This window comes from Thiobacter subterraneus, assembly GCF_055379455.1.
Genome location: NZ_AP042402.1, coordinates 696,689 through 723,045, shown reverse-complemented (window position 1 = coordinate 723,045; position 26,357 = coordinate 696,689). Strand labels below are relative to the sequence as shown.

Here is a 26,357-nt window from a genome sequence, read left to right as displayed (position 1 = left end):
CATTCTTGCCACCCGAAACCGCGCGCCGGCGCGTCCCGGCAATTCCACCCCTTCCGGACTGAACCATGCGCTTCCGTTTCCCCATCGTGATCATCGACGAGGACTTCCGCTCCGAGAACGCCAGCGGCATCGGCATCCGCGTGCTCGCCAAGGCCATCGAGGACGAGGGTATGGAAGTCCTGGGCGCGACCAGCTACGGCGACCTGGCCTCTTTTGCCCAGCAGCAGAGCCGCGCCTCGGCCTTCATCCTGTCCATCGATGACGAGGAGTTCTCCACCCCCGAGCTGGCCGAGCATGCGGTGTCCCAGATCCGGGCCTTCGTGGAGGGCATCCGCTTCCGCAATGCGGACATCCCCATCTTCCTCTACGGCGAGACCCGCACTTCGCGCCACATTCCCAACGACGTGCTGAAGGAGCTGCACGGGTTCATTCACATGTTCGAGGACACGCCGGAATTCATCGCCCGCTACGTGGTGCGCGAGGCGCGTGCCTACCTGGATTCGCTGCCGCCGCCCTTTTTCCGGGCACTCACCCATTACGCGGCAGACGGTTCCTATTCCTGGCACTGCCCGGGCCATTCCGGGGGCGTGGCCTTCCTCAAGAGCCCGGTGGGACAGATGTTCCACCAGTTCTTCGGGGAAAACATGCTCAGGGCGGACGTCTGCAACGCCGTGGAGGAGCTGGGGCAGCTTCTCGACCATACCGGGCCGGTGGCGGCGTCCGAGCGCAATGCGGCCCGCATCTTCAATGCCGATCACCTGTTCTTCGTCACCAATGGCACTTCCACGTCCAACAAGATCGTCTGGCATTCCACGGTGGCGCCGGGCGACGTGGTGGTGGTGGACCGCAACTGCCACAAGTCCATTCTCCATGCGATCACCATGACGGGTGCCATCCCGGTGTTCCTCACACCCACGCGCAACCACTACGGCATCATCGGGCCCATTCCATTGGACGAGTTCCGCTGGGAGAACATCCAGAAGAAGATCGAGGCCCATCCCTTCGCGCGCGACGTGAAGCGCCCGCCGCGTGTGCTCACCATTACCCAGAGCACGTATGACGGCATTCTCTACAACGTCGAGACCATCAAGGGCATGCTCGACGGCAAGATCGACACCCTGCACTTCGACGAGGCCTGGCTGCCCCATGCAGCCTTCCACAGCTTCTACAAGGACATGCATGCCATCGGCCGCGACCGGCCGCGGCCCCAGAAATCCATGCTGTTCTCCACCCAGTCCACGCACAAGCTGCTTGCGGGCTTGAGCCAGGCGTCCCAGATCCTGGTGCAGGATTCGGTGGAGCGCAAACTGGACCGGGACGTGTTCAACGAGGCCTTCCTCATGCACATGTCCACGAGTCCCCAGTACGCCATCATCGCCTCCTGCGACATCGCCGCCGCCATGATGGAACCGCCGGGCGGCACCGCGCTGGTGGAGGAATCCATCCTGGAGGCGCTGGATTTCCGGCGCGCCATGCGCAAGGTGGAACAGGAGTTCGGCGGCTCCTGGTGGTTCAAGGTGTGGGGGCCGGAGCACCTGGCGGAGGAGGGCATCGGCAGCCGCGAGGACTGGATGCTGCGCGCCAACGAGCGCTGGCACGGCTTCGGCAATCTGGCGCCCGGCTTCAACATGCTGGATCCCATCAAGTCCACCATCATCACCCCGGGACTGGATGTGGAGGGCGATTTCGCGGAGTCGGGCATCCCCGCCGCCATCGTCACCAAATACCTGGCCGAACACGGTGTGATCGTGGAGAAGACGGGGCTTTATTCCTTCTTCATCATGTTCACCATCGGCATCACCAAGGGGCGCTGGAACACGCTGCTCACCGCCTTGCAGCAGTTCAAGGACGATTACGACCGCAACCAGCCCCTGTGGCGTGTGTTGCCCGAATTCGTGGCCAAGCATCCCCGTTACGAGCGGGTGGGCCTGCGCGACCTGTGCGATTCCATCCACGGCATCTACCGGGCCAATGACATCGCGCGCCTGACCACCGAGATGTATCTGTCGGAAATGGCGCCGGCCATGAAGCCCACCGATGCCTTCGCCAAGATGGCGCACCGGGAAATCGAACGCGTGGAAATCGACCATCTGGCGGGGCGCATTACGGCGGTGCTGCTCACCCCCTATCCGCCCGGCATTCCCCTGCTGATCCCGGGCGAGCGCTTCAACGGCACCATCGTGCGCTATTTGCAGTTCGCGCGGGAATTCAACGAGAAATTCCCGGGCTTTGAGACCGACATCCACGGCCTGGTGACCGAGGAGGCCAATGGGCGGACACGCTACTTCGTGGACTGCGTCGTGGCGTAGGGCGGCCGGCAAACCTCAACCCCGCCTCAAGAATTGTCCGTAAGGGCCTGAGCCGAAAGTAAAAAAATCGGCGACAACCCCCTTGCCATCCGGGCCGGCCGGCGGTAAGGTTACGGCAGGGCGCGGCGCGCTGCCTCGACTGAACAACCTGTAAGCTCAAGAACGCAGGGAGGACGACGCTAATGCGGAGCATGAACACCCTTTTTCCGGCCTTGTGCCTGTTTCTGGTCTCCGCAGCGGCTGGCGCCGACCCCTGCGCCATGCCGGGTCCGGCAGGTGCGGTCCCCTGCACCGCTGCCGCCTCCCCGGCGGACGACCCCATTGCCGCGCGCATCCGACAGTACGAAAGCGAGCTCGCCGACCGTCTGCGCGGCGACCCCGAGCTGCGTTCCTCCATGGCCCTGGTCATGGACGAGCGCACCGGGCGCGTGATCTACGCCAAGAATCCGGATGTGCGCACCCCCATCGCCTCCATCACCAAGCTCATGACGGCCATGGTGACCCTGGACGCGCGCCTGCCGCTCGGTGAGAAGATCACCATCTCCGAGGACGACGTGGACCGCGTCAAGGGCACCCACTCCCGGCTCGCCGTGGGCACGGTGCTCACGCGCTACCAGCTGCTGCAGCTTGCCCTGATGTCCTCGGAGAACCGGGCTGCGGCGGCGCTGGCGCGCACCTATCCCGGCGGCACGGCCGCCTTCGTGGCGGCCATGAATCGCAAGGCCAGGCAGCTGGGCATGCGCGACACCAGCTTCGTCGATTCCACCGGCCTGCGTCCGGGCAACCAGTCCACTGCCGAGGATCTGGCCAAGATGGTCAAGGCGGCCCATGGCTATCCCACCATCAGCGAGATCACGACCACCGCGAGCTACGACGTGGAGGTGCCGGTGTACAAGCGGCACAAAGCGCTGGCGCGGGGTGGCGTGGTGCATCGCAGCATCGCCTACCGCAATACCAACAAGTTGGTGAGCGACAAGGAATGGGAGATTGGTCTGTCCAAGACCGGCTACATCGCCGAAGCCGGCCACTGTCTGGTCATGCAGGCGCAGATCGCCAACCAGCCGCTGATCATCGTGCTGCTGGATGGCGACGGGAAATTCACCCGCATCACTGACGCCAACCGCATCAAGCGCTGGGTGGAAAGCAGCGTCGCCAGCCTGCGCGGCGACAGCTGACGCTGTGCCGGCCTGACGCCCGGCGTCAGGCGAGCTTCCCCTCGCCCACTGTGCCTTTCCCGCCGGACGACCCGAAGCATCTCCAAGCCGGCAGGAGCGGGCGCCCGCGATGCGCCCCCGCCGGGTTTCAGCCGGCCATTCAGCGTTCGCGCGTGGCCGCAGCAAGCTCCGTGCCCTGGCCACGGATGCGCGTCCACGCCAGGGCGGCCATGGCGACGAACACCGCGATCCCGAACAGGGTGGCCACCGTGACCACGGCCAGCCCCGCTTTGGTCATCAGCGCATAGATACCCACCATTACCAGCATGGCGAGATTTTCGAACGCATTCTGAACGGCGATGGCATGTCCCGCGCCCACGGTTTCGTGGCCGCGTTCCTGGAGCAGGGCATTGAGGGGCACCACGTAAAAGCCCCCGCAGATGCCGATCAACACCAGCAGGACGATGGTCGGAAGCAGGCTGGTGCCATGGGCGAGGGCGGGGATCAGGAGCCCGATCAGGATGCCGGCCGGAAGGGCACGCTGCACGTTTTCCAGGGTAATGAATTTCGCCGCCGCCGCCGCACCCAGGGCGATGCCGATCCCCACCACGCCGCTCAATTGGGCTGCCGTGCCGTTATCGTCGATGCGCAGCGCCACCGGCACCCAGGCCACCAAAAGAAACCGCAGGGTGCTGCCGCTGCCCCAGAAAAGGCTGGTTCCCACCAGGGAAAAGCGCGCATCCCGATTTTTGACCAGGGCGACTAGGGCCAGCCAAAAGTCACGCACAAGGAGCGGGGGTGACCAGGTGGGCAGGACGTGGGCCGGCGGCAGCCGGGGAATCATCAGGTTGGCCAGGGCTGCGATGCCATAACATGCTGCGACCCCGGCCAGGGCCACCCGCACCGACCAGTCGGCCAGCATACCGCCGGAGACCGCACCCAGCAGGATGGCAACGATGGTCGAGCCTTCCATCATGCTGTTGGCTTTGACCAGCCGCGCCGGGCTCACCAGCTCGCTGAGGATGCCGTACTTGGCCGGGGAGTAGGCCGCGGCGCCGGCACCCACCAGGCCATAGGCAAGCAGGGGATGCAACCCCAGCAGCATGGCCAGGGTGCCGGCGAATTTGATGGCATTGGCCAGGAGCATCACCCGGCCCTTGGACCAGCCGTCCGCAAAAGGGCCGACGAAGGGCGCCAGCACTATGAAGGGTAGGGCGAAGAATTCCTGCAACAGCGGCTCCTGCCAGTTGGGGGCCTGCATGGTCTTGAGCAGGGCGATGGCGACGAACAGCAGCGCGTTGTCGGCCAGCGCGGAAAAAAATTGCGCCACCAGCACGGCGGCCAGGCCAGGGGTGAGGGTCCGGCCATTCGGGGGAACCAGGGCAGTCATGGGGTCTCCTGCAGCAGGCGCCCGGGCGTCAACGTCCCCGGACAGGGGTGGCGCGAAGTCGCCCGCCGCATGCGGGGTAGGCGGCAGCTCGGTTCAGGAACAGACGGCCTCCGCGCGCTCGCCTTCCGCCATGCGCTGCAGGGCGACGTAGTCCACCTTGCCCGTGCCCAATAGCGGCAATGCGGCCACGTGGATGATGCGGCGGGCCACGGCGAGCTCGGGACTGCCCAGCTCCCGCGCAGCCACCAGCAGGGCTTCGCGCCTCAGGCCCGAATCGGTGCTAAAGAGCACCAGGCTCTCACCCCGCTGGGCATCCGGCTGGGTGGTGGCGGCGTGCTGGTGGGTGGGTGAGGCCCGGTGGGCAATCTGCTCGACGAGCTCGAGGGAGACCATTTCCCCGGCGATCTTGGCGAACCTTTTTACCCGGCCCAGGATGTGCAGGAAGCCGTCCGCGTCGATTTCAACCACATCGCCGGTGTTGTACCAGCCCCCGGCCGGGGGGTGCAGCACGCCCGGCTGGTCGAACAGGTAATAGCCCTGCATCACGTTCGGGCCACGCACACTGAGCACGCCGCCGCGGTCGATGCCCGGGACGGGATCGAGCCTGGCCTCGAGGCCGGGAAGCAGCATGCCCACGCTTCCCGTGCGGTGGGCCATGGGCGTGTTCACGGCCAGTACCGGGGCGCACTCGGTGGCGCCATAACCCTCCAGGATGCGAATGCCAAATTTCTGCATCCAGGTCGTGCGCACTTCGTCCTTGAGCTTCTCCGCGCCCGCAACCACGTAGCGCAGTTTGTAGAAGTCGTAGGGATGGGCGAAGCGGGCGTAATGACCCAGGAAAGTGCTGGTGCCGAACAGGACGGTGCAGCCCCGGTCGTAGATGAGTTCGGGAATGATTCGGTAATGCAGGGGAGAGGGGTAGAGGAATACCCGGGAGCCCGTCACGAGGGGCATGATGCCGCCGCAGGTGAAGCCGAAGGCATGGAACAGCGGCAGCATGATCATGAACTTGTCGGTGGGGGAAAATTCGATGACGGCCCGGATCTGCGCAATGTTGGACAAAATGCTGCGGTGGGTATGGGCCACTCCCTTGGGTTTGCCTTCTGAGCCGGAAGTGAACAGCACCACGGCGATATCGTCCGGATGTCCCTCGACGGTGGCGAGGGAGGGCAGCCAGCGCGCGAAGGCGGCAAGCCATAGCCGGTCCCAAACGGTGAAGCGGCTGCGCAGATCCTCCAGATGGACGACCTTCAGGTCGGTGAGCTCGCCCAGGACCGCACCGAGTTTCGCCGTCTCCACAAACTGGCGGGAGGTCACGATGGTGCGCACGCCGGCGGCAATGCAGGCATTGCGCAGGCCCGCCGCGCCGGCCGTGTAGTTGAGCATGGCCGGGACACGCCCCATGGCGCTCATCCCGAAAATGAGGCAGAGGGTGCTGCTTGCATTGGGCAGCAGCACGCCGACGTTTTCGCCCCGCTCGCTGATCCTGGTGACCAGCCGTCCCAGCGCAAGCGCCCGGGTCAGCACCTGCCCATAGCTCTCCTCCACCTGGCGCACGTCTTCCAGGACGCGCCTGCGGCGTCCGTGGATCCTGATGGCATCGAGCAGGGCGCCAAACAGGGTCTGGACCGGCTGCGACGCAAATATCATCTCCTGCATGATGCGCCGCATGGCCTTGCCCGCCAGATTGCGCCGCAGTTTCGCGGTGGGGGCCGTCGGCATTGCGATCGAGGTGGGCGGAAGAATGGCGAGCGTGATTTTCGGGAATAAGCGGCGCGGGTAGTCTCCGGACAGACGGCTGAAGTAGGAGCGCGCCGCACCATCGAGACGGACCGGCAGGATGGTGGCCCCGGTCTTGGCGGCCACGAAACCGGGGCCGTCGTAGACCTTCATCAGGCTACCGGTGAGGGTGATGCGACCCTCCGGAAAGATGGCCACGGGTTGGCCGGCTTCCAAAAGCCTGATGACCCGTTTCATGGCCAGGGGGCTGGTGGGATCCACCGCCAGGTAGGGTACCTGGGAAAGGAAGAGGCGAAACAGGGGGTTGCGCAATACCGTGGTGTGGACCACGAAGGTCATCGGGAAGGGCAGAAACAGGCCGAGCAGCAGGCCGTCCAGGAAGGATTCGTGGTTGGCGACCACGAGCAGCCTGCCCCCCTGGGGCAGATGTTCCAGCCCTCGAATCTCGATGCGAAACAACAGTCGGCACAAGACGCGCAATAAGGTTCTCATTCAGCCGTGCTCCCTTCCGTCAGACCCGGGGTGCGCCAGGACACCCGGTGCGTGGCTTCCCGCCGCAAGCGGCCACGCCCGGGCATGGGGCGGTCCGAGCGGCCATGCCGGAGTAATGACATTCAAACGTCAAAATATGCGGGAAGCATAGCACGCGCGGGGCGGGCTGTCAGGAGGCCCGGGCGGGGCGCGAAAGGCAGGATGGCGGAAGGCTTCGAGCGCGGGGCGGCTCCCTCACTGCCCCAGGGCTTCCTTTTCCATCAGCAGGTAGGTGTTGTAGGCGTTGATGCGGTTGGCTTCCTGGAAGGCGGGCAGCCTGCGCCACCGCGACCAGTCGGTGCGGGCGTAGGCTTCCTCGAAGGGCACCATGTCCGCCACCGCCTGCCCCATGGCCTGGCGCAGGAAACGCAGATAATCCCGCGTCAGGGTGAGATCGGCGCGGGGATTGCGTGAAACGGCGCCATGGCCCGGCACCAGCACCCGGGCATCGAAGGCCAGCAGCTTGTCCAGGGCGGTGAGCCAGGAGCGGCTGTCGGCATCCCCCACGAAGGGCACCCGTCCCTTGAACACCAGATCGCCCGCGTAGAGCACCCGGTCCTCGTGCACGTAGAGGGCCAGGTCCTCGGGGGAGTGGGCCGGACCCACGTGGCGCAGCGAGAAATGCACACCGCCCAGCTCGAAATCGGTGTCACCCGCCAGCCAGCGGTCCGGCGGCAGTACGCGCGTGTTTTCGTCCACCCAGGGGAACAGCTCCTCGCGCCGCTGGGCGAGGCGCGCCTCCAGCTCGGGGCTGTTCAGGTAGTGGCGGGCATCCTCGTGTGCCCAGATCTCGGCACCGGCGGCCTTGAATACCTGCAGCCCGTAGATGTGATCGGCATGGTAGTGACTGACGATCACATAGCGGATGGGCGCCGGCGTGATGCGCCGGATGCGCTTGAGGAGCTCGGCCGCCAGGGGCGGCGTGCCCAGGGCATCGAACACCACCACACCAGCGGGCGTCACGACGAAGCCGGCATTGGACATGAAGCCCTGGTTCGCGGCCGATGCCGCGCCCGGCAGCCCCTGTACATACCAGCTCAGCCTGCCCACGCGCACCGGATCCATTTTCACCGTCACCGGGGCCTCCTGGGCGGCGCCGGCAAAGACAGGAATGAGCCAAAGCAGAAGCCAGGTGCGCAGCATCGTGTCCCTCGCTGGTGAGCCAAAAAAAGGAATGGGGTATTATAGGCACCGCTGCGGACGCGTGCGGGCTGGGGGCATTCAAGCCCAACGCCGGCATGGTGTGCCGACGGCGGACTGACAACTGCCCGCCGGGGTCCCTCCCGCCGGAGTCTCCCTTGCTCAAGAAACACTGGCTGATCATCCTTCTTGCTTTCGTGCTGCCCCTGGTCGCGGTGTTCGCCTGGTGGGGCGGCTTCAACCGGGTGGAGATCAGCGAGGCGGAGCGGGGGCCTTACCGTTTTGCCTATCTGGATCACACGGGCGACTATGCCCGCCTGCCCGAAACCCAGGCGCGGGTGCGCGCCCTGATGGCGCAGCAGAACCTCGCGGCTGGTGCCGCCATCACGGTGCTGCTGGACGATCCGCGCAAGGTGGCGCGCAGCCAGCTGCGGGCGCGCACCGGCTATCTCATCGGCCCCGGCGTGCAGCCGGCGGCGCCTTTGCTTCTGGGCGAGATTCCCGCCCGGCGGGTGCTCGTCGCGCGGGTGCGGGCAGCGGCGCTGCTGGCGCCGAGCAAGGCCTACCAGGCCCTGCACGATCATCTCGCGATGCAGAACGGGGACATCCGGATGCCCACGGTGGAGATCTACGACAGCCCGCCCGAGGTTTATCGCGTGGGCGAACTGTCGGTGGAAATGGAGCGCTGACATGTCCTTCCTGAGTCTGGTGGCGGTCCTGGTGCTGGAACACTTCCAGCCCTTGCGCCACCGTCTCCAGCTCTATGTCCAATTCGCCCGTTACGCCAATTTCCTGGAGCGCCAACTCAATGGCGGACGCTACCGCTACGGCGTGCTCGCCTGGGCCCTGGCGGTGCTGCCCCCCGTTTTTCTGGTGGCGGCCGGGCATGTACTCGCCGCCAAGGGGGGTTCGTTGCCGCTCCTGGCACTGGATGTGGCGGTGCTCTACATCACCCTGGGCCTGCGCCACTTCACGGACACGGCGGCGCGCATCGCGGAAAAGCTGCGCGCCGGCGAGGTGGAAGCCGCCCGCCAGGAACTCCGGAACTGGCACGGCACGGTCACGGAGGGACTCGATGCCAATGCCCTGTCCCGGCTGACCATCGAGCAGTTGCTCTCCTGTGCCCACCGGCAGTTCTTCGGGGTGGCCTTCTGGTTCGTGCTGTTGGGTCCCGCGGGCGCAGTGCTCTATCGTCTGGCCCACGTGCTGTACCAGAAATGGGGTGTGCTGGATCCGCAGGAGTTCGGCCGTTTCGGCCTGTTTGCCCTGGATGCCTTCCGCTGGCTGGACTGGCTGCCGGCGCGCCTGCTCGCCCTGAGTTTCGCGGTGATGGGCAACTTCGAGGACGCCATCTACTGCTGGCGCGAGCAGGCAGCGGCCTGGGCGCAGCGCCTGCAGGGCATGGTGCTGGCTGCCGGGGCGGGGGCGCTGGGCGTGCGCCTGGGCGAACCCCTGGAATATCCCGGCCGCGTGGAAGTGCGGCCCGAGCTGGGGGTCGGGGCCGCCGCCGACGCCGAGCACGTGGACGGTGCGGTGGGGCTGGTGTGGCGCACCGTGGTGCTGTGGCTGGCCGTGCTCCTGCTGTGGACGCTGGCCGGTATCGCGGCGCGTTAGGGAGGGGGCATGTATCAACCCGTCACCACCATCGATCTGATGCGCCACGGCGAACCCGTGGGGGGGCGCAAGTACCGCGGTCAGACCGATGACCCCCTGAGCGAAAAGGGCTGGGCGCAGATGCACGCGGCCATTGGCGAGCAGCGGCCGTGGCACCACATCGTGAGCTCGCCCCTGGCACGCTGCCGCGCCTTCGCCGAGGAACTGGCGCGCAAGCAGGGGCTGCCCCTCACGGTGGACGCACGCCTGATGGAAGTGGGTTTCGGAGACTGGGAGGGTCAGACGCCGGATCAGCTGCGCGCCCGCGATCCGGACATCATCGCCCGCTTCCGGCGCGATCCCGTCACCCAGCGTCCCCCCGGCGCGGAACCCCTGGAGGATTTCCTGGCGCGGGTCGCCGCCGCCTGGGACGAGCTGGTCGCGACTCACGCCGGCAAGCATCTCCTGGTGGTGTGCCATGCAGGCGTGATTCGCATGGCCCTTGCCCACGTGCTGGGCATTCCCCTCGCGCGTGCCTATCGCATCGACGTGCCCAGCGCCGGCATCACCCGTATCACGGTCGAGGGCAGCGGCCCCGACGCCCTGGCCCAGCTGCGTTTCCACGCCGGCTCCCTTTGAGCGCCGCCCGTTTACTCCTCCTTGCCGCGCTCCTGTGGATCCCTGCGGCGGCCCCCGCCGGGCAGGTGCCTGTCGTCGATGACGCAGGGCGCGCGGTGACCGTGACGATTCCGGTGGGGCGCATCGTCACCCTGGCCCCCCACCTGGCGGAGCTGGTGTTCGCCGCGGGCGCCGGAGACCGGCTGGTGGGCGTCTCCGCCCACAGCGACCATCCCCCGGCGGTGGCGGCGCTGCCCGTGGTGGGTGGCGCGGGCCGGGTGGACATGGAACGCATTCTGGCCCTGAAACCGGATCTGGTCCTGGCCTGGGCCTCGGGGGGGCAGCGGGCGGAGGTGGAACGCCTGGCCACTCTGGGCATTCCCGTGGTGGTGACCGAACCGCGGCGGCTGGACGACATCGCGCGTCACATCGAGCTCATCGGCCGGCTCGCCGGCACCGGCTACGAGGCGACACGCGCCGCCTTCCAGGTGCGGGAGGCGCTGCGCGGCCTTAAGGCCCGCTACGCGGACCGCCCTCCCGTGCGGGTGTTCTACGAGATCTGGCATGAGCCGCTGATGACGGTGAACGGCCGTCACATCATCAGCGAGGCGATCGCGCTGTGCGGCGGCCGCAACGTGTTCGCCGGGCTTGCCCCCCTCACCCCGACGGTGTCCATGGAAGCTCTGCTCGAGGCCGACCCGGAGGTGATCGTGGTGAGCGGCGAACGCCCACGCCGCGACCGCCTCCTCGCCCAGTGGCGCGGGGCGAACCGGCCCACCGCGGCGGCCCGGGGCCACGTCTATTTTGCCGATGCGGACCTCATGCACCGTGCCACGCCACGCATGGTCGGGGGAATCCGGCAGCTTTGCGCCGATCTCGAGCGGGCACGCCGCTAGGGTTCAGCGCCGCCGGCTCTTGTAGTAGTTGATGAGCCCGTTGGTGGAGCTGTCGTGGCTGGTCACGGGTGCCGGGCCCTGAAGCTCCGGCTGGATTGTCTGGGCGAGCTGTTTGCCCAGTTCCACGCCCCACTGATCGAAGGAATTGATGTTCCAGATCACCCCCTGCACGAACACCTTGTGTTCGTAGAGGGCGATCAGCTTGCCCAGGGTGGGCGGGTCGAGCTTCTGGAACAGGATGGAATTGGTGGGACGGTTGCCCGGGAACACCTTGTGGGGCAGCAGCTGTTTCAGGCGGCGCCCCCGGACGCCGGCGGCTTCCAGTTCCGCCCGCGCTTCCTCCTCGGTCTTGCCCCGCATCAGTGCCTCGGTCTGGGCGAAGAAGTTGGACAGCAGGATCATGTGATGCTGCCCCAGGGGATTGTGGCTTTCGATGGGAGCCAGGAAGTCCGCCGGCACCAGCCGCGTGCCATGGTGGATCAACTGGTAGAAGGAATGCTGGCCATTGGTGCCGGGCTCGCCCCACAGCACCGGGCCGGTGGCGTAGTCCACGGCCTTGCGGTCGCGCCGCACGCGCTTGCCGTTGCTTTCCATGTCCAGCTGCTGCAGGTAGGCCGGCAGCCGGTGCAGGTACTGGTCGTAGGGCAGCACGGCATGGGTTTCCGCCCCGAAGAAATCCGTGTACCAGATGCCCAACAGGGCCAGGATCACCGGCAGGTTGTGCTCCAGCGGGGCGGTGCGGAAATGCTCGTCCATTTCGTGGGCGCCCGCGAGCATGGATTCGAAGGCGTCCATGCCGATGGTGAGGGCGATGGACAGGCCGATGGCGGACCACAGGCTGTAGCGGCCCCCCACCCAGTCCCAGAATTCGAACATGTTGCGGGTGTCGATGCCGAACTTTTTCACCTCCCCGGCATTGGTGGACACCGCCACGAAATGACGCGCCACGGCCTTTTCGTTTTCAGCGGCGGTGAGCAGCCAGTCGCGCGCGGAGCGGGCGTTGGTGAGGGTTTCCTGGGTGGTGAAGGTCTTGGACGAGACGATGAACAGGGTCGTCTCGGGATCGAGTGTTTTCAGGGTCTCCGCCAGATGGGTACCGTCCACGTTGGAGACGAAGTGGGGTTTGATCGGTCCCCACCAGGGTTTGAGCGCCTCGGTGGCCATCACCGGCCCCAGATCGGAGCCGCCAATGCCGATGTTGACGATGTCCGTGATGGGTTTGCCGGTGTAGCCGCGCCAGGCGCCGCTGCGCACCTGGTCGCAGAACTGGCGCATGTGGGCCAGCACCCTGTTCACCTTGGGCATCACGTCCTGACCGTCCACCAGGATGGGCCGGTTGCTGCGGTTCCTCAGCGCCACGTGGAGCACCGCCCGCCCTTCGGTGAAGTTGATTTTCTCGCCGGCGAACATGCGCGCCGCCTGTTCCGTCACGCCTTCCTGACGCGCCAGATCGAACAGCAGCGCCATGGTGCGTTCGGTAATGATGTTCTTGGAGTAGTCCAGCAGCAGGTCGCCCAGGCGCAGGGAAAACCGGGCGAAGCGGTCGGGGTCGCGCGCGAACAGGTCGCGCATGTGCACCCCGGCCATTTCCCGGTGGTGGGCCTTCAGCGCCCGCCAGGCCGGACTGCGCGTCAAAGCGCTCATGTCAGCCCTCCCGCTTGAGAATGATGCCCGCCAGGGGCGGCAGCGTCAGTTCCAGGGAGTGGGGAAACCCCATCCAGGGCACGGCCTGCGCCGGCAGGCCGTGGCCGTTGCCCAGGTTGCTGCCGCCGTAGTAGAGGGAGTCGCTGTTGAAGATTTCGCCGTAATACCCGCCCTGGGGCACGCCGATGCGATAACCCTGGCGCGGCACCGGCGTGAAATTGAGCACCACCACGAGGAACTCGCCATTGCGCGCGCGGCGCAGGAAGCTCAGGGTGGACTGGTCCGCGTCGTGGCAGTCGATCCACTGGAAGCCCTCCTGGAAGAAGTCCAGTTCGTGCAGGGCAGGCAGTTCCCGGTACAGGCGGTTCAGATCCCGGACACAGGCCTTGATGCCCTGATGCCAGTGCACCTCGAGCAGGGACCAGTCGAGCCCGTCGCGCACGTTCCATTCCCGGCCCTGGCCGAATTCGTTGCCCATGAAATTGAGCTTCCTGCCCGGGGTGGTGAACTGGTAGGTGAACAGCAGACGCAGGTTGGCGAATTTCTGCCAGGCATCACCCGGCATCTTGTCGAGCAGGGAGCGTTTGCCGTGCACCACCTCGTCGTGGGAGAAGGGCAGCACGAAATTCTCCGTATAGGCGTAGAGCTGGCCGAAGGTGAGCTGGTCGTGGTGGTAGCGGCGATGCACGGGATCGTGGGCGAAATAGCTCAGGGTGTCGTTCATCCAGCCCATGTTCCATTTCATGGAGAAACCGAGGCCGCCCAGATAGACCGGCCGCGACACCATGGGCCAGGCGGTGGACTCCTCCGCGAAGGTCAGCGCTCCCGGGAAGGCCTCGTGGACCATGACGTTCATCTCGCGCAGGAAGTCGATCGCTTCCAGGTTCTCCCGCCCGCCATAGCGGTTGGGAAGCCACTCTCCCGGCTTGCGCGAGTAATCGAGGTAGAGCATGGAGGCCACCGCATCCACGCGCAGCCCGTCCAGGTGGAATTCGGACAGCCAGTAGTGGGCGGAGGAGAGCAGGAAACTCTTCACCTCATGGCGGCCGTAGTTGAAGATGAGGGTGCCCCAGTCCTGGTGTACGCCCAGGCGCGGATCCTCGTGTTCGTACAGGGCGGTGCCGTCGAAACGGGCCAGCGCCCAGTCGTCGCGGGGAAAGTGGGCCGGCACCCAGTCGAGGATCACGCCGATGCCGGCCTGGTGACAGTGATCCACGAAGGCCCGCAAATCGTCCGGTGTGCCGTAGCGGGAGGTGGGAGCGAAATAGCCGGTGGTCTGATAGCCCCAGGACTCGTCCAGCGGGTGTTCCGATATGGGCATCAGCTCGATGTGGGTGAAGCCCATCTCCTTCACATAGGGCACCAGCACCTCGGCCAGCTCCCGGTAGCCGAGGAAACCGCCGTCGGCCTTGCGCCGCCAGGAACCGGCATGCACTTCGTAGATGTTCATGGGCGCGTGCAGCCAGTCGTGACGGGCGCGCGCCTCGAGCCAGGCGGCATCCCCCCAGCGGTGGCAGCTGGGGCCCACCACGCGCGCGGCAGTGCCCGGACGCAGCTCCATGGCGCGGGCATAGGGATCGGTTTTCAGGAACACACTGCCGGTGTCGCGATTGCGGATCTCGAATTTGTACAGCGCGCCCTCGCCCAGCCCCGGAATGAACAACTGCCAGACCCCGCTGGCACCCAATACACGCATGGGATGCACGCGCCCGTCCCAGTGGTTGAAATCGCCCACCACACTGACCCGTTCCGCATTGGGTGCCCAGACTGCGAAGTTGACGCCGCTCACCCCCTGGATCTCCATCACGTGGGCGCCCAGGGTGCGCCAGGCCTGCAGCAGCCGCCCCTCGTTGAACAGGTACAGATCCTGCTCGCCGATGGGGTTGGGCAGGGCATAGGGATCGTAGGTTTCGCGGCTGGCCGAGCCATCGTCGAAACGCAGCCGGTAGGGAAGCGGTGGGCGCTCGGACGAACGCCATTCGAACACGCCGCGGGGATCCATCCTTTCCAGGGGCTGCCAGCCGGCGGCGGTTTCGAGCCAAACCCGTTGGTCGTGGGGCGCGAATACGCGCACCAGCCACTCCGTGCCGGTATGGTGCAGGCCCAGATGGGCGAAGGGGTCGTGCAGCCGCGCCTCGTGCAGTGCGTCGTAAACCGGATTGACTTTGCTGGGGATGTCGTGTTTCATGTTCCGGAAAGTGCATGTGGACGAGCTCGGTGCCCGAAGGCCCGGCGTCATTGAGGCGTAACGGGATTATAGACACAATGCCGAGCCGCCACGCAAACCCGGCAGACGTACCGGTTCGCGCGGCAGAGCAGAAACAATCATCGCGGTTTTAGTTGTCAACCTCGTTTCCCGGGTCAGTTGAAATGGACGCCGTTCAGGACCGACCGCAGCCGCGGCAAAAGGAGTATCCCCGCTTCGTCAGTCTGCTCACCAAGAACACGGTGGCGCTGATCCTGGCCGGCGGGCGCGGCAGCCGCCTCAAACATCTCACCGACTGGCGGGCGAAACCCGCCGTTCCCTTCGGCGGCAAGTTCCGCATCATCGACTTCCCCCTCTCCAACTGCGTCAATTCCGGCATCCGCCGCATCGGTGTCATCACCCAGTACAAGGCCCACAGCCTGATCCAGCATCTGCAGCGTGGGTGGGGCTTTTTGCGCGGCGAGTTCAACGAATTCATCGATCTGCTGCCGGCCCAGCAGCGCATCCGCGAGGACGAGTGGTACAAGGGCACGGCCGACGCGGTGTTCCAGAACATGGACATCCTGCGCCATTACGGGCCGGAGTTCGTGCTGATCCTGGCCGGGGATCACATCTACAAGATGGACTACGGCGAGATGCTGGCGGCCCATGCCGCGTCCGCGGCCGATGTCACCATCGCCTGCCTGGAAGTGCCCATCGAGGATGCCAAGGCCTTCGGTGTGGTGAGCGTGGACGAATACAACCGGATCATCGCATTCGAGGAGAAACCGGCCAACCCCACGCCCATGCCCAACGACCCCACGCGCGCCTTCGCCAGCATGGGCATTTACGTGTTCAATGCCAAGTTTCTGTACGAGCAGCTGATCCGCGATGCCGACGATCCCGAATCCTCCCATGACTTCGGCAAGGACATCATTCCCTATCTGGTGAGCCGCTACCGGGTGTTCGCCCACCGCTTCGCCGACAGCTGCGTGGGCGCGCCGGGCGAGGTGCCCTACTGGCGCGACGTGGGAACGGTGGATGCCTATTGGGAAGCCAACATGGAGCTGGCCAAGATCACGCCGGACCTCAACCTGTACGACGAGAAATGGCCGATCTGGACCTACCAGGAACAGCTGCCGCCCGCCAAGTTCGTGTTCGACGATCCGGACCGGCGCGGCATGGCAGTGGACAGCATGGTCTCCGGCGGCTGCATCATCAGCGGCGCCACGGTGCGTTCCTCGGTGCTGTTCTCCAGCGTGCGGGTGGATGCCTACAGCGAGATCACCGATTCCGTCATCCTGCCCCGGGTGGATATTGGCAAGCACGTGCGTCTGCGTCGGGTGGTCGTGGACAAGCACTGCCGCATTCCTGACGGCCTGGAGGTCGGCTTCGATCACGAAAAGGACCGCCAGCGCTTCTATGTCACGGAGCGCGGCATCACCCTGATCACGCCCGAGATGCTGGGGCAATACATCCACCACGTTCGCTGAAGGCCCGGCCCCGGGCATTCCTGTCATGGATCAACCCCGGCGCGTCCTCAATCTGATCCTGTGCTGGCACATGCACCAGCCGGATTACCGGCGTTACGACAGCCGGGAATTCGCCCTGCCCTGGACCTATCTCCACGCCACCAAGGATTACACGGACATGGCCTGGCACCTGGAGCAGAACCCGGGCATGCGTGCGGTGGTCAATTTCGTGCCCATCCTGCTGGAGCAGCTCGAGGACTACGCGGAACAGTTCCGCACCGGCGCCATACGCGACCCCCTCCTGCGGCTCTTGGCGCGGGAGGACTTGTCGACGGTCACCCCGGCCGAACGGGATCTCATCCTGGACCGCTGCTTCCGCTGCAACCACACCAGCATGATCGACCCCTATCCCGCCTATCGCCGGCTGCGGGAGCTGTTCCGCCAGATCGAAAGCCATGGCGGCCAGCATTTCGACTATTTGTCGTCCCAGTATCTTTCCGATCTGCTCACCTGGTATCACCTGAGCTGGATGGGCGAGACGGTGCGCCGCAGCACCGAGCTGGTGCCCCGCCTCATGAGTCAGGGGACCCTGTTCAGTTACACCGACCGCCTGCAGTTGTTCGAACTGATCGGCGACCTGATCGCAGGCATCATCCCCCGTTACCGGCGGCTGGCCGAAGAGGGGCGCATCGAACTGTCCACTACCCCCTACTACCATCCCATCGCGCCGCTGCTGGTGGATTTCAGGAGTGCGCGCGAAGCCTGGCCCGAGGCGCTGCTGCCGGAAGCGCCGGCCTATCCCGGGGGCACCGAGCGTCTGGCTTTCCACATCGATGCGGCCCGGACCAGCCACCAGCAGCGCTTTGGACGGCCGGCGGCCGGCATGTGGCCGGCGGAGGGCGCGGTGTCCCACGCGGTCCTGCTGCAGCTCGCGCGTCACGGCATGACCTGGGCCGCGAGCGGCGAAGGGGTGCTGGTCAACAGCCTGCGTGCCACCGGCCAGCCCCTGCCCCAGAAGCGTGACTACATGTACCGGCCCTATGAAGTGCAGGACGAGACGGGCGAGCTGCGCATCCGCGTATTCTTTCGCGATGACCGCCTGTCCGACCTGATCGGTTTCGAGTATGGCAAGTGGTTCGGACGCGACGCGGTGAATCACTTCATCGCGGAACTGGAGCAGATCTACCACCAGACCGAAGATCACGAAAGCCCCGTGGTGAGCGTGATCCTGGACGGTGAGAACGCCTGGGAATACTACCCCTACAACGGCTATTACTTCCTGTCCGAGCTCTACGAGGCGCTGAGCCGGCATCCCTTCATCCGCACCACGACGTTTTCCGACTACCTCGCCCAGTGCGGCGCCCAGGCCACCGGCGCAAGCTGCGCCGTGGCCGGGCGGCTGCCACGCGTGGTTGCCGGCAGCTGGGTGTATGGCACGCTCTCCACCTGGATCGGCTCGCCGGACAAGAACCGGGCCTGGGATCTGCTGTGCGCCGCCAAGACCAGTTATGATCTCGTCATGGCGCGGGGTGGCCTGCCGGAAGAACGGCGCCGTGCCGCCGCCAAGCAGCTTGCGGACTGCGAGAGCTCGGACTGGTTCTGGTGGTTCGGCGACTACAATCCCGCCGCCAGCGTGGCGAGTTTCGACCGTCTGTTCCGCGAGAATCTCGCCAATCTCTACCGCCTGCTCGATCTACCCGCCCCGCCGGCGCTGGAGCATCCCATCAGCACCGGCCACGCGGGCGGCGCACCGGGCGTGGAGGCAGGCGGTACCATGCGCCGGGGCAGCTGAGGCTGCGCCGTTTTCTGCCATTCTGCAAAGGTTGTCTGCATGACCCAGACCGTCGCCCTGTTGTTCGGTGTCCACGCCCACCAGCCGGTGGGCAACTTTCCGGAGGTGCTGGAAGACGCCCACCGTCGCTGCTACCGGCCCTTCATTCACACCCTGCACCGTTATCCGGCCTTCCGCTTTGCCGCGCACTTCTCCGGCTGGCTGCTCGACTATCTGCTGGAGAAATTCCCGGAGGACATGCGTCTGCTGCAGGAAATGGTGGCGCGCGGCCAGGTGGAGCTGTTCGGGGCGGGGGACACGGAACCGGTGCTGGCGGTGATCCCGGCGCGCGACCGCGTCGGACAGGTGCGTGCGCTGTCCGACAAGCTCGAGCGCCGCTTCGGGGCGAGACCCCGTGGGGCCTGGCTCACGGAACGTGTGTGGGAGGCCACCGTGGTGCCGGCGCTGGCGGAGGCCGGCATCGAATACGTCACCGTGGACGACTACCACTTTCTGTGCACGGGGCGCCAAGCCGGCGAGCTGACCGGCTATTACACCACCGAGGAGGACGGACGCCGGCTCGATCTGTTTCCCATTTCCGAGGCCCTGCGTTACCGCCTGCCCTTTGCGCCCGCAGCGGAGGCTGTCCGCTACATCGAGGGGCTGGCCCAGGCTGGCGCCGGCCAGCCGGCCGCCATCTATTTCGACGACATCGAGAAATTCGGAATCTGGCCCGAGACCTACGAATGGGTCTATGAGCGCGGCTGGCTCACCGAGTTCATCCAGGGCGTGCTGGCCTCGCCGGTGATCCGGCCCATGCGCTTCGACGAATACCGGGCGCGCGAACGCACCCGAGGCGTGATTTATGTGCCCACGACTTCCTATATCGAGATGAACGAATGGACCCTGCCGGCCGAGGCGGCCAACCATTACGCGGACCTCGTGGCCCGGGCCAAACAGGAAGGGCGCTTCGATCGCGACAAGCCCTTTCTGCGCGGAGGCATCTGGAAGAATTTCTTCAGCCGCTATCCCGAATCCAACTGGATGCACAAGCGCATGCTGGAGCTCTCCCGCCGGCTGCATGCGCTGCCGGGGCGCCATGGGGAAATGCACCATCTGCTCTACCAGGCCCAGGCCAACGATGCCTACTGGCATGGTCTGTTCGGTGGCCTGTATCTGCCCCATCTGCGGCGTGCGGTCTATCACGCCATCGTGCGGCTGGAGGCACTGCTGGACCAGGCCGCGCCCCGCCCGGCGCTGGAGAGGAAAGACCTGGATCTCGACGGCGTGGACGAACTCTTCCTGCACAATGCCGCGTTGCAGGCCGTGGTGAAGCTGGACGGCAGCGCCAGTCTGTGCGAGCTGGATGCCTACGATCTCGGCCACAATTTCGGCGACACGCTGGCGCGCCAAACCGAGCATTACTACCGCAGGATTCACGCAGGCAACAGCGTGCATGCACCCCATGTGGGCGAGGGCATCGCCTCGGCCCATGACCGCGTGAGCTTCAAGCACGCCATCCGGGCCGAGGACCTGACGCCGGATGCCCACTGGCGCAGCTCGTTCCGTGACGGCTGGCTCGATGAGGAAGGCGGGCAGCCCCTGCAGTATCGGATGCTCGACGGTGCAGGCGCGGTGTTCGAGGCCGATACGGAGCTCATGCAGGTGCGCAAAACCTACACCCTCGATGGCAGCCGCCTCGAGGTGGAATACCGCTTCGGCGGCAGCCTGCGCGGACGCTTCACCACCGAGCTCAATCTCGCCCTGCCCAGCTGCGACGGTCCGGCCGGACGCTACGTGCTGGCAGGGCGCATTCCCGGCGGCTTTGGCCAGCCTCTCGCGGTGCACGCCCTGGAGGAAATCGAGCTGTCCGATGACGTGCTGGGCGGCAGTCTGGTGCTGCGGGTCACTCAGCCGGCAGAACTCGACGCGCGGCCGCACCACACGGTTTCCCAGAGCGAGGCAGGTTTCGAGAAAATCATGCAGGCGGTGGCCCTGCGGCTCACCTGGCCGGTGGCGGCGGTGGGCGAGCGGCTGGTGATTTCCCTCGAGGTGCGGCGCCATGCCTGATCGCGGGCGCCCGGCTGCTGCCCGGCCCGGCCGACGGGGCAGCGCGTGGATCGGCCTTGCGGGATGGGTTAGACTAGCACGGTTTGCGTCATGCCTGGGCGCGCCGGGCGGCGTTCTCCCTGTGCATTCCCGGCGGCGCATCCGTCTCCCGTTCGCCGGCGGGCCGCCGCGGCGTCCGTCACCTGAGCTTTGTCGTCTTTCGAGGAATTCCCTGTGTCCGAACCCGTGGTCAGCAAGAACAAGGCGGTGTACATCACCTATTCCATCCTCACCGATGGTGGCGAGGTCTATGAGCAGTCGGATCTGCCCGTCGGCTACGTGCATGGCGCAGACAGCGGTCTGTTCGAGCCCGTGGAGCAGGCCCTGGAGGGGGCGCGGGTGGGTGACCGGCGCGAGGTGACCTTGAGCCCCGAGGAGGCCTTTGGGCCCCACGATGCGCGCCTGACCTACACCGACGACATCGAGAACGTGCCGCCCGAGTACCGCCGTCTGGGGGCGGAGGTGGAATTCGAGAACGAAAAGGGGGAAAGCCTCACATTCCGCGTGACGCGCATCGAGGATGGCAAGCTCACCATCGATGCCAACCACCCCCTGGCCGGCAAGACTGTCACCTTCGTGGTCAACGTGGTTGCCATCCGGGATGCCACACCGGAGGAGATCGCCCAGGGGCGGCCCTGCGACGGCACGCCGCCCACCCTGCACTGAACCGGGGCGCTACTTCAGGCCGCGCTCCTTCTGCAGGCGCTTGAGGCGCCCGAGATGGGCGTTGAGCTGGGTGATGATTTCGGACGCCGCATGGATGATCTGGCTGGCAGTGAATCCGGCGCGGATCATTTCCTTGAAGAAGGACTTGGCCAGGATCTTGGCGAGCTGATTGGGGTTTTGCCCCAGCGCGGCCACCGCGCCACTGACATTGGTCTCTGCCTCCCGGGCCAGCGCCATCTGCGCGAACCGGGAATTGAGCACCCCCTGCAGCTGCACCACCTGGATGGATTTGCCGATGAACAGGGCCACCACCTCCAGCAGATGGAGGTCGTCCAGATTGAAGGGGCGGGGGGCATGGGGGTCGCTGACGTTGATCACCCCGATGATGTGGCCGTCGATGACGATGGGCGCCGAGATCAGGCTGCGCCCACCCTCGGTGAGCCGGCGTGCCACCCGCACGAACTCGGAACGGGCGATGTCCTCCACCAGCAGCGGGGTACCGCTGGCCAGCACGTGGCCGGCGATGCCCTCGCCCGCCCGGGTCGTCTCCCGGAAGGCCGCTTCCGGCAGCTCGCCGTGACTGGCGAACACGCGCAGGCGCACCTCGCGTTCCTCGTGTTCGTCGAGCAGCATGATGGAACAGCGCCGCGCGTTGAGGATGCGCGCCGCCGTCGCCGCCATTTGCTGCAGGCTTTCCTGCAAGCCACGGCTAAAATCCAGGACCCGGCTTAAATCCTGCAGCCGCAGCAGTACCGTCTCGGCATCGCCCATCTCGACCCCCAGACCGGGCACCAAAGCCCAGTATAGGCAATAGCGGCGATGCTGCGGCTCAGTTGAGGGCGCTCGCCAGGAGCCGCCGGTATTTCGACACCAGCTCCCCGCCGCCGAGGAGATTGAAGACGGAAATCATGGTCTTGCGGCCGATGTCATCCTGGAAGCTGCGGTCGCGGCGCACGATCTCCAGCAGCTGCTCCAGTGCCGGTTCGTACTGTCCCTGCGCTATATGGAGATTGGCAAGCTGCAGGCGCGCCTCCAGGTCGTTCTCGTTGGCCGCGATACGTGACCGGAGGGTTGCCTCGTCGGGCAGGCCCTTGGCTTTTTCGGCAAATTCGATACGGGCGAGCAGTTCCTGCACCCTCGGCTCCTGCGCCGTATTCGGGGACAGGCTGGCCAGCAGCCGGCCGGCTTCCGCCATCTCGCCCAGGTCCACCATGATCGCAGCGGCGTCGATGCGGATCTTTTCGTTGCGGGGGTCGAGTTTGGAGGCTTCGCCCAGCAGTTTCAGCGCCTGCGCCGCATCGCCGCTGGCGTAGACGGCCTGCGCCTGCTGGCGCAGGGCCTCGCCGGGGGAGGGAATCAGGGCGTCGATGAAGGCGCGCACCTGGGATTCGGGCAGCGCGCCCGAAAACTCATCCACCATCTCGCCGTTGAGGAAGGCCTTGACCGTGGGCACGCCGCGAATGCCGAACTGAGCGGCCAGTTCCGGATTGGCATCCGTCTCCACCTTGGCCAGGATGAAGCGGCCCTGGTATTCATCGGCGAGCTTTTCCAGGATGGGCTTGAGCACGCGGCAGGGACCGCACCAGGTGGCCCAGAAGTCCACCAGCACCGGCACGTTCTTCGGCGCATCGAGCACGACCTGTTTGAAGTTGGCAGCGGTGACGTCGAAAGAATGGCTTCCCATGATGTTCTCCCAAGTCGATCCTCGTTATGTGATGTCGGCCCGGGCTTGTTTCAACCGTCAGACACGCTGCGCGAGGATGGCGGCCATGCCGGTGTAGGTGTGCGGGGTGAGGGCCAGCAGGCGCGCCTTTTCCGGCTCGGGAATGGGCAGTTGCCGGATGAAGGCGGCCAGGGTTTCGCGCGTGATGCCGCTCTTGCCGCGGGTCAGCTCCTTGAGCTGCTCGTAGGGATTGGGCACGCCGTAACGGCGCATCACGGTCTGGATGGGCTCGGCCAGCACTTCCCAGTTGGCGTCCAGATCCTCGTCGAGGCGCTGCGCGTTGGCCTCCAGCTTGTTCAGGCCGCGCAGGCAGGACTCGAAGCCCAGCAGGGCATAGCCCAGGGCCACCCCCATGTTGCGCAGCACGGTGGAATCGGTGAGATCGCGCTGCCAGCGCGACACCGGCAGCTTTTCCGCGAGGTGACGCAGCAGGGCGTTGGCCACCCCCAGGTTTCCTTCGGAATTCTCGAAGTCGATGGGGTTCACCTTGTGGGGCATGGTGCTGGAACCCACCTCACCGGCCTTGACCTTCTGCCTGAAATAACCCAGGGAAATGTAGCCCCACACGTCCCGGTCCAGGTCGATCAGGATGGTGTTGACGCGCGCCAGCGCGTCGAACAGCTCGGCCATGTAGTCGTGGGGCTCGATCTGGATGGTGTAGGGATTGAAACGCAGACCGAGGTTTTCCACGAAGCGGCGCGCGAAGCCTTCCCAGTCGAAGTCCGGATAGGCCACGAGATGGGCGTTGTAATTGCCCACCGCGCCATTGATCTTGCCCAGCATGACCACCCCGGCGAAGCGCTCGCGCGCCGCCTTCAGCCGGTACGCCACGTTGGCGAATTCCTTGCCCACCGTGGTGGGGGAGGCGGGCTGGCCGTGGGTATGGGCCAGCATGGGCAGATCGGCCCAGGCATGGGCCAGCTCGGTGAGCTTTTCCAAAAGCCGGTCCAGGGCCGGCAGCAGCACCTGGTCGCGCCCTGCCTTGAGCATCAGGGCGTGGGACAGGTTGTTGATGTCCTCGGACGTGCAGGCGAAGTGAATGAACTCCGCCACCCGCATCACCTCGGCATTGCCAGCGAGGCGCTGCTTGAGGAAATACTCGATGGCCTTCACGTCGTGGTTGGTGACGGCCTCGATGTCCTTCACCGCCTGGGCATCCGCTTCGCTGAAATTGGCTGCCAGCGCATCGAGCTCGGCCACCGTGGCGGGGGAAAATGGCGGCACCTCCTTGATGGCCGGCTCGGCGGCCAGGGCCTTGAGCCACTCGATCTCCACCTGCACCCGGTGCTTCATCAGCCCGAATTCGGAAAACAGGGGACGCAGACCCGCCATGCGGGAACCATAACGGCCATCGAGGGGGGACAGGGCAGTGAGAGGGGACAGTTCCATGGTGGCCTATCGGAATGCGTTGTCGGCAACGGGGGCGGCCCGTCCGGCGGGCGGGCAAAAACAACTATTCTACCCGATCAGGCGGCCCACCCCGGGGGGCCGGGCCGGTGATCCTGACCAGCACGTAGCCCAGGGCCCGGTAGTCGTTGACCTGCGCCGGTCCGGCGGCCGACACGCTCACGTAGTCCGGAAACGCTTCCGCTCCCACGCCACGCCAGCCGGCATAGGTCTCACACACATGGACCGGGATGCCCTCCACGCGGGACAGGCGTTCGATGCCGCCATGGACCTCGGACGCCGTGGCACGGCCCTCGCGGGTGAGGGCGAACATTTCCCGCCCGTGGCTCACCACCGCCAGCGGCAGGTCGGGAAAGCGCGCCCGCAGCCGCCGCGCGTAGTCGCTCACCTGGGGTACCGCCCAGGCAAGCGCTTGGGGATCGGCGGTGACGATTTCGAACACGACGCCCGGGGGCGGCTCGTTCTCCGCCAGCAGGCGCGCCACCACCGGGTGGTCGGCGGCCCAGGCACACAGGGAGGCAAACAGGCAGGCCAGGGCGGGCACGAGGGTCTTGGGCATGGCAATGATCTCCATGGCTGGTGGCAGCGCCGGGCGCAGGCATGGCGGCGCAGCCGCTTCGTTGGAGCCGTCAACAGGGTGCGCCGTTCCCGGGCCAACGCATCAGGGCCGTTACAATGGGCCATGGCCGCGCTCGACCGACTTCTCGCCGAAATCCGTGCCTGTCGCCTGTGCGAAGACCACCTGCCGCTGGGGCCACGGCCGGTGTTGCGCGCGTCGGCCACGGCGCGGCTGCTCATCGTGGGGCAGGCGCCGGGGCGGCGGGTGCACGAGACCGGCATTCCCTGGAACGATCCTTCCGGTGACCGTCTGCGGGCGTGGCTGGACATGGACCGCGAACGGTTCTATGACGGGCGCCACATCGCCATCGTCCCGGCAGGCTTGTGTTACCCCGGCAGCGGTCCGCGCGGGGATGCCCCGCCCCGCCCCGAGTGCGCCCCCCTGTGGCATCCACGCCTGCTCGCCCTCATGCCCCGCATCCGGCTCACCCTGCTGGTGGGGCAATATGCCCAGGCCTACTATCTCGGTCCGCGGCGCAAGCCCACCCTGCGCGAGACGGTGGCGGCCTGCCGGGAATACCTGCCCCATTATTTTCCCCTGCCCCATCCCAGTCCGCGCAACCAGCTCTGGCTCAGGCAGAATCCCTGGTTCGAGGCGGAGGTGCTGCCGCTGTTGCGGGCGCAGGTCCGCGCCGCACTGGCATGAGGCCCACCTGGATCCTGCTGCCCGGGCTGGACGGCATCGGCCGTTTTCGCACGCTGCGGGCCGAACTCGAGGCACGCGGCATTCCCCACCGCGCGCTGTCCTATCCGCCGAAGCAGGCCCTCGCGCTCCCGGAGCTGGTGACGCGGGTGGCCGCCGAGGTGCAGGCGGAGACCGCCTGGGTGGCCCTGGCGGAGTCCTTTTCCGGGCTGATCGCCATCGAACTCGCGGCCCGGCGGGTGCCGGGGCTGCGCGCGGTGGTGTTCGCGGCGGGTTTTTGTGCCTGTCCCCTCACGGGGCCGTTGCGCCTGCTGACGGCAGTGCCGGGAGCCTGGCTGTTCCGGCTGCCGCCGCCGCGCTGGCTGTTGCGCCATTATTTTCTCGGCCACGCCGCATCCCCCGGGCTGCTGGAGGATCTCGAGGCCTCCGCCGCTGCGGTGCGTCCGGAGGTGCTGGCGCGGCGGGTGGCGGACATCCGCCGCACCGATCTGTGTGGACGCCTGGCGGACGTGAGGCTGCCGCTCCTCTATCTGCGCGCCCGCGACGACCGTCTGGTGGGACCGCAGGCCGTAGCGGCCCTGCGCCGGGCGTGTCCCAGCCTGGAGGTGGTGGAGTTGCCGGCGCCCCACATGCTGCTGCAGACCCACGCGCGCGAGGCGGTGCAGGTCACGCTGGATTTCCTGGCGCGGCACGGGCTCGCCTGAGCCCAAGCAGGGGCGGTGATGCCCGGATGGTATAATCCGCGTTC

Annotated in this window: 21 protein-coding genes; 12 read left to right on the top strand and 9 right to left on the bottom strand. The window is 66.4% G+C overall.

Translation table 11 applies throughout. The features are described 5' to 3' along the window. The first annotated feature begins 65 nt into the window (after positions 1-65). Positions 66-2,309, top strand: coding sequence for an Orn/Lys/Arg family decarboxylase (locus ACZ42P_RS03735; RefSeq protein WP_464898756.1), 2,244 nt, complete (start codon positions 66-68; stop codon positions 2,307-2,309). A 191-nt stretch (positions 2,310-2,500) separates the two neighbouring features. After that, positions 2,501-3,484, top strand: coding sequence for a D-alanyl-D-alanine endopeptidase (gene pbpG, locus ACZ42P_RS03730; RefSeq protein ID WP_464898755.1), 984 nt, complete (start codon positions 2,501-2,503; stop codon positions 3,482-3,484). Positions 3,485-3,623: 139 nt separating this feature from the next. On the opposite strand, the gene lplT is transcribed toward pbpG, so the two are convergent. The 3 genes from lplT to ACZ42P_RS03715 form a co-directional block, all read right to left on the bottom strand. After that, on the bottom strand, positions 3,624-4,853 hold the full coding sequence (gene lplT, locus ACZ42P_RS03725) for a lysophospholipid transporter LplT (RefSeq protein WP_464898754.1): 1,230 nt from the start codon (positions 4,851-4,853) through the stop codon (positions 3,624-3,626). 93 nt (positions 4,854-4,946) lie between these two features. After that, positions 4,947-7,085, bottom strand: coding sequence for a bifunctional acyl-ACP--phospholipid O-acyltransferase/long-chain-fatty-acid--ACP ligase (aas, locus tag ACZ42P_RS03720; RefSeq protein ID WP_464898753.1), 2,139 nt, complete (start codon positions 7,083-7,085; stop codon positions 4,947-4,949). 234 nt (positions 7,086-7,319) lie between these two features. Then, positions 7,320-8,267: an MBL fold metallo-hydrolase gene (locus ACZ42P_RS03715; protein WP_464898752.1), complete on the bottom strand. Its 948-nt coding sequence runs from the start codon at positions 8,265-8,267 to the stop codon at positions 7,320-7,322. A 155-nt stretch (positions 8,268-8,422) separates the two neighbouring features. Between ACZ42P_RS03715 and ACZ42P_RS03710 the strand changes: the two genes are divergently transcribed. The 4 genes from ACZ42P_RS03710 to ACZ42P_RS03695 all read left to right on the top strand — a co-directional run bounded on the left by ACZ42P_RS03710 (position 8,423) and on the right by ACZ42P_RS03695 (position 11,371). Then, a complete protein-coding gene (locus tag ACZ42P_RS03710) occupies positions 8,423-8,953 on the top strand; it encodes a GyrI-like domain-containing protein (protein ID WP_464898751.1) in 531 nt (176 codons plus the stop codon). Position 8,954: 1 nt separating this feature from the next. Continuing rightward, entirely contained in the window at positions 8,955-9,878 is a 924-nt protein-coding gene (locus tag ACZ42P_RS03705) for a CobD/CbiB family protein (protein ID WP_464898750.1), read from the top strand. 9 nt (positions 9,879-9,887) lie between these two features. Next, positions 9,888-10,496, top strand: coding sequence for a histidine phosphatase family protein (locus ACZ42P_RS03700; protein WP_464898749.1), 609 nt, complete (start codon positions 9,888-9,890; stop codon positions 10,494-10,496). A gap of 65 nt (positions 10,497-10,561) precedes the next feature. Then, positions 10,562-11,371 (top strand): cobalamin-binding protein, encoded by an 810-nt coding sequence (locus ACZ42P_RS03695; RefSeq protein WP_464898748.1) that lies wholly within the window; start codon positions 10,562-10,564, stop codon positions 11,369-11,371. Between the two features lie 3 nt (positions 11,372-11,374). Here the strand turns inward: ACZ42P_RS03695 and pgi are convergent, their stop codons facing one another. Both pgi and glgB read right to left on the bottom strand, forming a co-directional pair. Next, positions 11,375-13,015 (bottom strand): glucose-6-phosphate isomerase, encoded by a 1,641-nt coding sequence (gene pgi / locus ACZ42P_RS03690; protein WP_464898747.1) that lies wholly within the window; start codon positions 13,013-13,015, stop codon positions 11,375-11,377. A 1-nt stretch (position 13,016) separates the two neighbouring features. Further along, positions 13,017-15,203 carry a 1,4-alpha-glucan branching protein GlgB gene (gene glgB / locus ACZ42P_RS03685; protein WP_464898746.1) on the bottom strand — a complete coding sequence of 729 codons (2,187 nt, stop codon included), beginning with the start codon at positions 15,201-15,203 and terminating at the stop codon, positions 13,017-13,019. Between the two features lie 182 nt (positions 15,204-15,385). Here glgB and glgC point away from each other — a divergent pair, with 182 nt between their 5' ends. The 4 genes from glgC (at position 15,386) to ACZ42P_RS03665 (ending at position 21,218) form a co-directional block, all read left to right on the top strand. Then, positions 15,386-16,693 (top strand): glucose-1-phosphate adenylyltransferase, encoded by a 1,308-nt coding sequence (glgC, locus tag ACZ42P_RS03680; RefSeq protein WP_464898745.1) that lies wholly within the window; start codon positions 15,386-15,388, stop codon positions 16,691-16,693. A gap of 25 nt (positions 16,694-16,718) precedes the next feature. Further along, positions 16,719-18,464, top strand: a complete 1,746-nt coding sequence (locus ACZ42P_RS03675; protein ID WP_464898744.1) for a glycoside hydrolase family 57 protein — start codon at positions 16,719-16,721, stop codon at positions 18,462-18,464. 39 nt (positions 18,465-18,503) lie between these two features. Beyond that, positions 18,504-20,513: an alpha-amylase/4-alpha-glucanotransferase domain-containing protein gene (locus ACZ42P_RS03670; RefSeq protein WP_464898743.1), complete on the top strand. Its 2,010-nt coding sequence runs from the start codon at positions 18,504-18,506 to the stop codon at positions 20,511-20,513. 213 nt (positions 20,514-20,726) lie between these two features. Then, a complete protein-coding gene (locus ACZ42P_RS03665) occupies positions 20,727-21,218 on the top strand; it encodes an FKBP-type peptidyl-prolyl cis-trans isomerase (protein ID WP_464898742.1) in 492 nt (163 codons plus the stop codon). A gap of 9 nt (positions 21,219-21,227) precedes the next feature. Here ACZ42P_RS03665 and ACZ42P_RS03660 read toward each other — a convergent pair whose 3' ends face one another. The 4 genes from ACZ42P_RS03660 to ACZ42P_RS03645 all read right to left on the bottom strand — a co-directional run bounded on the left by ACZ42P_RS03660 (position 21,228) and on the right by ACZ42P_RS03645 (position 24,907). Then, complete coding sequence (locus ACZ42P_RS03660) at positions 21,228-21,989, bottom strand: GAF domain-containing protein (protein WP_464898741.1); 762 nt, start codon at positions 21,987-21,989, stop codon at positions 21,228-21,230. Between the two features lie 58 nt (positions 21,990-22,047). Further along, positions 22,048-22,902 (bottom strand): thioredoxin, encoded by an 855-nt coding sequence (gene trxA / locus ACZ42P_RS03655; protein ID WP_464898740.1) that lies wholly within the window; start codon positions 22,900-22,902, stop codon positions 22,048-22,050. Between the two features lie 57 nt (positions 22,903-22,959). Next, positions 22,960-24,330 carry an adenylosuccinate lyase gene (purB, locus tag ACZ42P_RS03650; protein ID WP_464898739.1) on the bottom strand — a complete coding sequence of 457 codons (1,371 nt, stop codon included), beginning with the start codon at positions 24,328-24,330 and terminating at the stop codon, positions 22,960-22,962. Positions 24,331-24,394: 64 nt separating this feature from the next. Then, positions 24,395-24,907 (bottom strand): DsrE family protein, encoded by a 513-nt coding sequence (locus ACZ42P_RS03645; RefSeq protein WP_464898738.1) that lies wholly within the window; start codon positions 24,905-24,907, stop codon positions 24,395-24,397. 123 nt (positions 24,908-25,030) lie between these two features. Between ACZ42P_RS03645 and ACZ42P_RS03640 the strand changes: the two genes are divergently transcribed. Beyond that, positions 25,031-25,612: a uracil-DNA glycosylase family protein gene (locus ACZ42P_RS03640; RefSeq protein ID WP_464898737.1), complete on the top strand. Its 582-nt coding sequence runs from the start codon at positions 25,031-25,033 to the stop codon at positions 25,610-25,612. Further along, positions 25,609-26,313: an alpha/beta fold hydrolase gene (locus tag ACZ42P_RS03635; protein ID WP_464898736.1), complete on the top strand. Its 705-nt coding sequence runs from the start codon at positions 25,609-25,611 to the stop codon at positions 26,311-26,313. The genes ACZ42P_RS03640 and ACZ42P_RS03635 overlap by 4 nt, the downstream gene beginning before the upstream one ends. The last annotated feature ends 44 nt before the right edge of the window (positions 26,314-26,357 follow it).